Source organism: uncultured Psychrosphaera sp. (assembly GCF_947500655.1).
Taxonomy (GTDB): domain Bacteria; phylum Pseudomonadota; class Gammaproteobacteria; order Enterobacterales; family Alteromonadaceae; genus Psychrosphaera.
The window spans coordinates 116,649-127,406 of the sequence record NZ_CANMSK010000011.1 but is presented as its reverse complement, the minus strand read 5'-3'; the positions used below and the strand labels follow the sequence as shown (position 1 = coordinate 127,406).

General features: G+C 36.2%; 9 protein-coding genes and 1 tRNA gene. 6 read left to right on the top strand and 4 right to left on the bottom strand.

Going from position 1 to position 10,758, the window contains the following annotated elements:
- A tRNA-Met gene (locus Q0940_RS10860) sits at positions 1-77 on the bottom strand.
- Between the two features lie 144 nt (positions 78-221).
- Here Q0940_RS10860 and rlmKL point away from each other — a divergent pair.
- From rlmKL to rmf, 5 genes are all read left to right on the top strand, one after another.
- The gene (gene rlmKL, locus Q0940_RS10855) at positions 222-2,387 is read left to right on the top strand and encodes a bifunctional 23S rRNA (guanine(2069)-N(7))-methyltransferase RlmK/23S rRNA (guanine(2445)-N(2))-methyltransferase RlmL (protein ID WP_299268301.1); all 2,166 of its coding nucleotides are present in this window, start codon (positions 222-224) and stop codon (positions 2,385-2,387) included.
- A 19-nt stretch (positions 2,388-2,406) separates the two neighbouring features.
- The gene (locus Q0940_RS10850) at positions 2,407-2,649 is read left to right on the top strand and encodes a glutaredoxin family protein (protein WP_299268299.1); all 243 of its coding nucleotides are present in this window, start codon (positions 2,407-2,409) and stop codon (positions 2,647-2,649) included.
- On the top strand, positions 2,636-4,534 hold the full coding sequence (locus Q0940_RS10845) for an ABC transporter ATP-binding protein (RefSeq protein ID WP_299268298.1): 1,899 nt from the start codon (positions 2,636-2,638) through the stop codon (positions 4,532-4,534). Before Q0940_RS10850 ends, Q0940_RS10845 begins: the two co-directional genes overlap by 14 nt.
- A 16-nt stretch (positions 4,535-4,550) precedes the next feature.
- On the top strand, positions 4,551-6,212 hold the full coding sequence (locus tag Q0940_RS10840; protein ID WP_299268296.1) for a DUF3466 family protein: 1,662 nt from the start codon (positions 4,551-4,553) through the stop codon (positions 6,210-6,212).
- A 187-nt stretch (positions 6,213-6,399) separates the two neighbouring features.
- Positions 6,400-6,573, top strand: a complete 174-nt coding sequence (gene rmf / locus Q0940_RS10835) for a ribosome modulation factor (protein WP_299268294.1) — start codon at positions 6,400-6,402, stop codon at positions 6,571-6,573.
- A gap of 93 nt (positions 6,574-6,666) precedes the next feature.
- Here the strand turns inward: rmf and fabA are convergent, their stop codons facing one another.
- Positions 6,667-7,182 (bottom strand): bifunctional 3-hydroxydecanoyl-ACP dehydratase/trans-2-decenoyl-ACP isomerase, encoded by a 516-nt coding sequence (gene fabA / locus Q0940_RS10830; protein ID WP_299268291.1) that lies wholly within the window; start codon positions 7,180-7,182, stop codon positions 6,667-6,669.
- Positions 7,183-7,274: 92 nt separating this feature from the next.
- On the opposite strand from fabA, the gene Q0940_RS10825 reads away from it, so the two are divergent.
- Positions 7,275-7,526 (top strand): hypothetical protein, encoded by a 252-nt coding sequence (locus tag Q0940_RS10825; RefSeq protein WP_299268288.1) that lies wholly within the window; start codon positions 7,275-7,277, stop codon positions 7,524-7,526.
- A 54-nt stretch (positions 7,527-7,580) separates the two neighbouring features.
- Here the strand turns inward: Q0940_RS10825 and ansA are convergent, their stop codons facing one another.
- On the bottom strand, positions 7,581-8,621 hold the full coding sequence (gene ansA / locus Q0940_RS10820) for an asparaginase (protein ID WP_299268284.1): 1,041 nt from the start codon (positions 8,619-8,621) through the stop codon (positions 7,581-7,583).
- 132 nt (positions 8,622-8,753) lie between these two features.
- Positions 8,754-10,610 (bottom strand): signal peptide peptidase SppA, encoded by a 1,857-nt coding sequence (sppA, locus tag Q0940_RS10815; RefSeq protein ID WP_299268281.1) that lies wholly within the window; start codon positions 10,608-10,610, stop codon positions 8,754-8,756.
- Positions 10,611-10,758 lie beyond the last annotated feature (148 nt).

Sequence of the window (10,758 nt, the reverse complement as noted above, 5' to 3'; positions counted from 1 at the left end):
TGGTTGCGGGAGCAGGATTTGAACCTACGACCTTCGGGTTATGAGCCCGACGAGCTACCAGACTGCTCCATCCCGCGCCATTATTTTTGCATTTTTATAGTCCTACTTAAAAGACCTATAAAACTCGGTGGAACTCTCTGCCCCAACGAGGTGCGTATAATAGTGATTAAAAAAAATTATGCAAGTATTAAATTTAAAAACTGTAATAAATAGGTCTTTTAGTGAAATTTGCTTATAATGGCGCAAATTTACTAACTTTTGATCTTATGCCTAACTTTATTGCTCTTACATCTGCCGGAATTGAACCTCTTTTAGCCACCGAACTGGAAAGCTTAGGTGCCACTGATGTGCACCATAAACTGCAGTCTGTATATTTCACTGCTACTTTTGAGGTTGCACAAAGTATATGTCTTTGGTCACGACTTGCTACTCGTATTTTACGTTACGTTACGGAAATTAAGGGAAGTGATAAGGATGATATCTACAATGGTGTCCTAGGCTTTGACTGGCATCCTTACTTTACTAAAAGTCGTTCCTTCTCTGTGGAGTTTGTTGGAACAGACAAAAGTATAAGAAACACACAGTTTGGTGCATTAATAGTCAAAGATGCCATCGTGGACAATTTAAGAGAAGAATCAGGTAAACGTCCGGATATAGATAAAGAGAATCCAGACATACGAATTCAGGCAAGAATGTTCAAAGGGAAATGTAAGATTTACGTCGATTTTTCAGGTCCATCTTTACACCAACGTGGTTTTAGAACAGAACAGGGCGCTGCTCCGTTAAAAGAGCATTTAGCTGCCGCTATTATAAAACGAAGTGGTTGGGATGAAAAAAGCCCGTTCGTTGATATGTTTGCTGGTTCAGGCACATTGTTAATTGAAGCTGCTGGTATGCATATGAAACGTGCACCTGGTTTAAATAAACGTAGTTTCCCATTTGTTAAACACCCTGAGTTCAGTGTATTTAAGTATGAAGCATTAAGAGACGAAGTGATTGCACAGGAAGTTCCTGCATCTACTACCTTTATTGGTTATGAAATTTCAAAATACGTAGTCGATAAAGCAATGCTTAATGTTGAAAACGCTGGCTTAGAAGACGTGATCACTATTGCTCAGCAAGATGCTTCTAAAGCCATGGTTTCAAAATCGTTAGAGCCTGGTTGGATTGTTTCAAATCCTCCTTACGGTGAACGTATTGGTGAATCTATTGTTCTTTTGTCTTTATTTAAACGTTTAGGTTTAAACTTTAAACAAAATTATGAAAATTGGCATGTGTCTCTACTATCCAGCCAACCAATGTTAATTAAGTTGCTAAGACTGCAAAAAAGCAAAGAGTTCAAATTAAAGAATGGTCAGATAGATACGGTATTAACTAATTATCATTTAACGCCGCAGCAATGTGAGCTATCAGAAAGTGCGAAGAACGGTAAATATTATTTAAGTAAAGATGGTCAAGCATTTGAAGGGCGTTTAGAGAAAAACTTAAAACGTTTAACTAAATGGGCTAAAAAAGAAGACGTTACTTGTTACCGTATATACGACGCTGATATTCCAGAATACAACGTAGCGGTTGATTATTATGACGGTAAAATTGTTGTTTATGAATACCAAGCGCCAAAAACGGTTAATGCTGTTTTAGCGGAAACACGTTTGTTAGATGTATTAAGTATCTTGCAGCAAAAATTCAATTTGGATGAAAACACCTTTGCATTGAAAGTACGTAAATCGCAAAAGGGCAAAGACCAATATGAAAAAGAAGACAGTAAATTCCATAGATTTACCGTAAATGAGTTTAATGCTCAGTTTTACGTTAACATCCATGATTACTTAGATACTGGTTTGTTTTTAGATCACCGTTCAACTCGTAAAGAGTTTGCCTCTTGGTGTAATGATAAAACGGTTTTGAATCTATTTTGTTATACAGGTAGTGTGTCTGTGCATGCCGCATTAGCTGGCGCTAAAAGTGTAACTAGTGTTGATATGTCTAACACTTATCTAGATTGGTGTGAAGATAACTTCAGACTAAACAGAATTGACACTAAGAGTCACTTTTTCCAAAGAGCTGATTGTTTAGATTGGTTAACTAAGTGTCATGATAAATTTGATTTAGTATTTTTAGATCCACCAAGTTTTTCTAATTCTAAAAAAATGGATAGAACTTGGGATGTACAGCGTGATCACGTTGAAATTATTAAATTAGTAAAAGATCGTTTAAATGATGGCGGTGAACTGTTATTTTCCAACAACTTAAGAAACTTTAAATTAGATTTAGCAGCAATTGAAGAGTTAGGTTTTGCTATCACTGATATGACAAAACAAACTTTGCCAGAAGATTTCCAGCGTAATAGTAAGATTCATCAATGTTGGAAGCTATCTTTAAAGTAGCCTTTTGTAATAAATAGTAATGATTAAACAAGTATTATTATATTCAACCGATGGGTGTCATCTATGTGAAGACGCCCTTAAATTATGCCAATCTCTGGAGTTGTCACCAACAGTTATCGATATTGTTGAAGATGATGATTTAGTTCATTTATACGGTGAGCATATTCCAGTGTTATTGGTGGAACGCGAAGAGCAGGCTTTATTTTGGCCATTTGACGCAGAACAAATTAAGCAGTATTTGAAATATTATGGAATTAGTTAGACTTTCTAAGGCTCAATTAGCCTTTGGTACCAACCCAATATTAGACAAAGCCGACTTTCAATTAAACAGCGGTGAACGTGTTTGTATTGTTGGACGAAATGGCGCCGGAAAATCATCATTGATGAAGATCATTAACCATGATTTAACGTTAGATGACGGTAAACTACAAATAGTTAGCGATGTTATAGTTGCTAGGCTTGAACAAGATCCACCACGTGGACAACACGGTACCGTGTTTGAGTTTGTATCCAAAGGTTTAGAAGAAACTAAACAGTTATTGGATGAATACAACGAACTAGCATTAAAAGTTTGTGATGAACCAGACTTAATGGACAAGCTTGAACGAGTTCAAAACCGTATTGAGCAATTACATGGTTGGACGTTAGAAACCACTATAAGCCAAACATTGTCTAAATTAGAGCTGGATCCAGATCAAGATATTAATAAACTGTCAGGTGGTTGGTTACGAAAACTGGCACTAGCTCGTGCATTAGTAAAACAGCCGGATGTATTATTACTCGACGAACCAACTAACCATTTAGATATAGATGCGATTCAATGGTTAGAGACATTCTTAAAAGAATTTACTGGTGCTATTGTCTTTATTTCGCATGACAGGGCGTTTATCAGAAGTTTAGCGACTCGTATTATCGATTTAGACCGTGGTAATTTGGTTTCTTTTGAAGGCACATACGAATACTACCTAGAAGAAAAGCAACGTTTGTTGGAAGTAGAAGAACAACAAAATGCGTTGTTTGACAAAAAGTTAGCGCAAGAAGAAGTGTGGATCCGTCAAGGTATTAAAGCTCGTCGTACACGTAATGAAGGTCGAGTTCGTGCATTAAAAAGTTTACGTAATGAACGTGGCGCTCGAATTGACGCACCGAAAAATGCGAAAATGACCATTCAGTCTGGTGATAAATCAGCTAAGAAAGTATTTGAAACTATTAATATATCCTACTCTATTCCGGGCAGAACCCTTGTTAGTGACTTTGATGCATTAGTAGCAAGAGGCGACAGAATAGCGTTAGTTGGTCCAAATGGTGTTGGTAAATCTACACTAATTAAACTTATGATGGGACAGATTGAGCCTGATGCTGGTGTTGTTAAAATTGGCGAAAACCTTAAGGTTGCTTATTTTGATCAGCACAGATTAGCATTAGATGAAGAACAAAGTGTTCAAGATAATGTTGCAGAAGGTAAGCAAGAGGTTGAGTTTAATGGTGGCACACGTCACGTATTGAGTTATTTACAAGATTTCTTATTCCCGCCTGAGCGCTCAAGAACACCAGTTAAAGCATTATCAGGTGGTGAGAAAAACCGCTTGTTACTTGCTAAGTTGTTTGTAAGACCGTCAAATCTGTTAATTCTGGATGAGCCAACCAATGATTTGGATGTTGAAACACTAGAATTACTTGAAGAGCTAGTGGCTAATTATGAAGGCACCGTTTTATTAGTAAGCCATGACCGTGAATTTATTGATAACACGGCAACTTCTATTTGGTCGTTTGAAGGTGATGCTAGGATAAATAAAGTCGTTGGTGGTTATCAAGATTATGAAGATTATTTAAAGCGTATAGCACCCAAAAAGGTTGAAAAACCAACAGTTAATGTTAAACCAAAAACTAAAGTTGAGCCAAGTGTAAACAAAGTTAAGAAAAAGCTTTCATACAAGGAGGCGACAGAGTTAGAATCATTGCCAAAATTGCTCGAAGACCTAGAGTCTAAACTTACTGAAATTCAGGAGGTTGTAAATTCATCAGACTTTTTTAAGCAAAATAGTGAATTTACGTCAGCAAAATTGAACCAATTAGCTGAAGCGGAGTCGAAGCTTGGAGTTGCTTATTCTCGCTGGGAAGAGCTAGAAGAAAAACAACAAAATTGAATTGGGTAGTATTATTTTGAACACAAAATTATTTTTAACATCGGTGCTGGCATCAACTCTTATTTGCCATTCAGGTCAAAGCTTTGCCGCGCAATATGAAATAAAAGAAATTTCACCATTGGACCAATACCGCGAGTATTCTTCTATGGGGATAAACGATTCTGGTACAGTTGTAGGTATCGCAAGCGATAAGTTTAATTTCCAGTTTTATAATGAGTCATATATAGAAAACAGTTATAAAAGTGCTTGCGGTTTATCAGATAGTGAAGTGGCATCTGGTAGTTTTGATGCAAGTTCAACATCTTGCTTAATGAGTGTTTTGTCTAGTCTTACATCGGCTTCTTATCAAAAACTAGGAACGTATAAATCATTTATCAGTTCAGGGGATGATACTACTTTAGCAATACTATCAGACGTTGTTGATGGTGAGCTAGGTGATTATACAACCAGTAATACTGAAATAGTTTATGCCATTAATTCAAACGATATTGCAGTGGGTACTACTTCCGCACCTTTTATACCAGTAGATTTTAGTTATACCAATAGTAACAATATAAAGTTCGATTTAAAGTATTGGCAGCGTGAATATAAAACACGTGCTGCTGTTTATTTGAGTGGTAGTGTTTCACTTATTGAACCGACTTTTAGTGATTATGGTGGGTTAACCTCTGCTGTTGATATTAGCGATTCTGGCTATGTTGCTGGTTACTCTTCTACTTCTATGTTTGATAGTGCACTTTCAGCGATTGAAAGTGACTGTATTAGTGAAACAGAACCTCTTTTAGTTTGCGTTTGGGGAAAACAACAAGCATCTGCTCTTTACGCAACAAGTCCTTATATTTGGCAAGTTGATAGTAGTGGTAATGTTTTATCTAGTACTGAGTTTGGTTTAGGTTTAACAGTTGATGATTCTACAAGTACCAGTAGTTATACAGCGGTTATTTCAGCCGTAAATGACGAAGGCATTGGCGTTGGCTATGGTCATGTATATAACAGTGATGAGTCGGTACGTATACAGCCATTAGTATTTGTTCGTTCTGACAAAAGTACCGAAAGTCTTATTGATAATGACTTATATGATGCAGGATATGCGTCGGACATCAATAACTCAAATGTTGTCGTTGGGAAAGTGCAAACTTATTATGATGGTACTTATAATGATGAATTTTTTGTATATGACATGGCGACAGAAGAGCTACAAACACCAGATACATTTTATACTTCAGCTGAAAGCTCAGCTAATGCTATTAATGATTTAGGAAAAGTAATTGGGGAAGCTGAATACGAAGTGACCACAGATACAGTTCGTAGAAAGCATGGGTTTATTTATGATATTAATACAAAAGAGTTTTTTGATATTAATGACTTAGTCGAATGTAACTCTGAGTTTGAAATTGTTGAAATGAAAGATATCAATAATAGTAACCAGATAGCTGCTACCGCTTTAAAAACGATTGATGAACGAGATTCCCTTGGTGAGGTCAAATACGATACGTATGGTGAACCTTACAAAGAACAAGTTACAGTTTCTGTTTTATTAACGCCTATTGAGTCTGGAGAGATTGAAAATTGTAGCGATGTTAATGAAGATAAATATGAAAGAAAAGGGCTATCGAGTACACCTATATTGCTTATTTTCTTAAGTGCTCTTTTGTATATTAGACGCCGCTCTATATAACTAACCATTCTATATAAAAAAGCCCATGATATTCATGGGCTTACTTTTATCTGTAACAAAAATGTCAAAAAGCAGTTGAACTAAATATAGTTTTTGTATATCACTATATAAGTGTATTTTTTATACAAATACACAGGATGAATTTTCAACTAAATTTCCAAAATAAAAATATATTAAGGAACTGCCAATGAAAAGACAGAAACGAGATAGGTTAGATAGAGCACATTCTCAAGGTTATAAAGCTGGTATTACAGGACGCTCCAGAGAGACATGCCCATATCAGCAAAGTGGAAGTAAGTCGCAGTGGTTAGGAGGATGGCGAGAGGCCATTGGGGATAAGAGCGACGGATTATTTAAGTAATTCACATTCATTAACGTAAAAGCCCGTAATTAAACGGGCTTTTTTGTTTTTTATTCGGTTTTCATTGATTGAGCTTTATAAATGTGGCTCAAACTAGAACGAAGATGTATCTGTAAATAAGCCAACTTTTAAGTCGTTTGCTTCATAGATTTTTTTGCCATCTACTTCAACAACGCCATCACCAAGTCCCATAAATAATTTACGTTTAATAACACGTTTCAAATCAATGCGGTAAGTCACTTTTTTAGCTGTAGGTAAAACTTGTCCTGTGAATTTAACTTCACCAACACCTAGTGCACGCCCTCTACCCGGACCACCGGCCCAACCTAAGAAGAAACCAATAAGTTGCCACATTGCATCAAGGCCTAAACATCCTGGCATTACTGGGTCACTCTTAAAGTGACAGTCGAAAAACCATAGATCAGGCGTAATATCTAATTCAGCGATAATTTCGCCTTTTCCATATTTACCACCTTCCTCGGTGATCTTAATAACACGGTCCATCATTAACATATTATCTGACGGTAAACGTGCGTTACCTTCACCAAATAACTCGCCGTTCCCACATGCAATTAAATCGTTTTTATCAAAGCTGTTTTTTTGTGGCATAAATAAACTTATACTAGTTCCAAGAAATTAGAACGCTAATTTAGCGTACACTTGTACGCTAAACAACTCCGAACAGTTAATTATTTGAGATTATGGACAAAAAAATACCATTAACCAATGCTGAAAAGCAAAAACGCTATCGAGATAAGAAAGAATCGCTTGGAAAAAAAGAAGTTCGTGGCTATTTAACTGAAGAAGCACAAGCTTGTTTGAACGAAATTCGTGATTTAACCGACTGGGATGATAGTACTATTTTAAGTAATGCTATTCGTCTAACCTATGCAGCGCAAAAATGTGGGCAAGTAAAACAGTTAAATGCTTGGTTAGTAAAAAACAATAAATAACAGAGGCCTTATTTCTTAAATTTAAGTTTTAAAGCCAATGTTCATTATGTTTGTTTAAGGTAAGTTTGTCGTCATCTCGCCTTTAAGGTTTTGACTAAATAATTCTCGGACGGTATCAAACGGTAAGTCTTGGCTTAACAAATGATGTATCTTTGTTAAACAAGCCTCTAACGTCATGTCATACGCTGAAAGTACGCCAGCTTCCTGTAATGCTCGACCAGTTGCATAACCGGCCATATCCACGCTACCTCTATGACACTGTGTTCTGTTAACAACTAATATCCCTCGATCATTTGCATCTTTGATTTCATTTAACAAAGCTTTATTCTCGGGAGCATTACCAACCCCATAACTTTGAATGATCAGTGCATTTACCGGTTGAGCTAAAATATTTTTGATCACCAAGTGAGAAATACCTGGGTATAAGCTAACAACACCAATTGGCTGATCTGTAATATTAAGAACGTTAAAACTGTTATTAATGTTTTTAAATTCTTTATGAGCATTTAAAGCGGTAGAACTCATATCAATTTGAATGCCCGCATTGATAAGAGCAGGGTAGTTAGGACTGTCAAAAGCATTAAATCCATCAGCGTCAGCTTTGGTTGCTCTATTTCCACGATATAAACGATTGTTAAAAAACAAACCGACTTCACTTATTGGATAATTAGCCGCAATATATAATGCATTTAATAGGTTGTGTAGACCGTCAGAACGTATTTCAGACAAAGGTATTTGACTGCCAGTAACAATTACCGGTTTATTTAAGTGGTCGAACATAAAAGATAAAGCGGAAGCTGTGTATGCCATGGTATCTGTACCATGTAAAACAACAAACCCGTCGTAATCATCATAATTTTTATAAATATCGTTCGCAATATTTTGCCAGTCATTTGGTGACATATTGCTTGAGTCTAAAACGGGGGAGAATTCAGAAATAGTAAATTCAGGCATTTCTGGACGGTTTAGCTCTGTCATCGAATTTAATACATCAGTAATGTATCCCTCAACTGGAATATAACCATTGGTTGACTTTTTCATACCGATAGTACCGCCAGTGTAAGCGATATATATACGTTTTTTATCTGAAGTCATGAGAAATCTCGATGTTAGTAGCGAACAGAAAATGTAGGCAAAAATAAACCCACTATTATTAGTGGGCGTATTCTAGTTTCAATCCTAGTGTAAACCAAGCTTGAATTGAGCTAAATCATACTTTGTTATGCTTTAGTTCACATCACATTCATAACAATATAAGTACATGCCAACAGGATCATTTAACTGAGTCCATGTTTTGGTTTCAGCCATAATGCGATTTAATACACTGAGCATGCCGTTATTGTTGTTTGTTGACACTGTGATTTTAGGGGCGTAAGCAGCAAATAAGTCATTCATTAAGATCTCATAAGATGATAGTTTTTTCTTTATAACCGTCGTTTTAAAGTCTGTTAAGCCGGCACGCTCAGCTGCAGAGTCAATAGCATCTTGGTAAGAGCCTAACTTGTCAACTAAGCCTAATTCAAGCGCTTTTTTACCAGACCAAACTCGACCCTGGGCAATACTATCAACGTCAGCTTTACTCATGTTTCTTTCTTTTGCCACTAAGCTAATAAATTGGTCGTAACCATGTTCAACAGATGTTTGGATAACTTCGCCCATAACTGGATTCAGTGCTCTAGTTACAGAAAATCCTGCCATTTCAGTTGTCGCCACGCCATCTGTTTTTATACCAAACTCAGCTAGAGAATCTTCAAATGTGGTTAACATTCCAAAAATACCAATAGATCCTGTGATTGTTGTAGGTGAGGCCCAAATTTCATCTGTTGAAGCTGAAATCCAGTAACCGCCAGAAGCGGCCATAGAACTCATAGAAACAACAATAGGTTTTCCTGCTAGTCTTATCGCTTCTATTTCATTACGAATAACCTCAGAAGCAAATGCGCTACCTCCTGGACTATCAACACGTAGAACAATAGCTTTTACCTGTTCATCTTCACGGGCTTGTTTCAGTAACTTCGCTGTTGAGTCACCACCTATCTCACCTGACGATTTACTGCCGTTATAAATAGTACCTTTAGCTACAACAATACCGACTTTATCTTTATTGTTTTCTAAGAAAGGTTGTTTAGTCGCGGCTAGGTAATCATTTAAACTAATTGTTTTCGCTTTTTGTCCTAACCATTGCTCATCAATATATAAATCAAACTCTTGGTGAGTCATTAATTTATCAACCCAAGAGTTGTTAAGAGCAAACTGTGCAAAATTACCATTAACGTCTTTTAATTTAGCCAGTAAGTCATCAAGTTGTTCATCAAAGTTAGTTGATTCAAAGTTTCTAGCTTTGCTTACGTCTGCTTTATAATCAGACCATAAATCACCTAACCATTGTTGATTAGCAATTTTAGCTGGCTCAGACATATCATCGCGTAAAAAAGGTTCAACAGCAGACTTATAAGTACCAACTCTAAAAATATGGGTATTTACTTTTAACTTTTCTAATGCTGATTTTAAATACATGCGGTAGCGGCCAAAGCCATCAATAGAAACTCCGCCCATTGGATGCAAAATAACTTCGTCAGCGTGTGCTGCAATATAATATTGAGATTGAGAAAAATAATCACCGTAAACTAAAACCGGTTTGTTGGATGTTTGCTTAAATCTATCGAGTGCTTGACCAACTTCTTGTAACTTACTTAGTCCACTACCTTGTAAGTTTTTAACGTCAATGAGCAATGCTTTTATTCTAGAGTCAGTAGCTGCCGTTTTTAAGATTGTGAGAATGTCAGTTAATAAGATTTCTGGACTTGAATCAGTATCACCAAGTGCGCCAGACATAAACTCGCTGTAAGGGTCAACAAAGGTTTTTTCCTCAACTATTTCACCAGATAAATTCAATTTTAAAACTGAATTATTCTCTACAATTACAGTTGGCTCACCACCGGCTAAAATAGCGATTAAAATGAATGTTGCTATTATAAGAAATAAAATATTTAACGTAGCGGTGCGAGTAAAGCTAATTACTCCCCAACAAGCTTTTAATAAATCCTTAATCCAGTTTTTATTTTTTTTTAACTGATTTTCCATAATTGTTCTCTAAAGTTGGTAATTTGGCTTAAACTTATTGTCGAATAATTTTTACAATATTGCCAGAGGTGCTTTGTAACTAATTATTTAATTGAAGTCCGACCAGTAGTTGGTTAGAGTAGCAAAATAATTAAAAAAATAATAATCA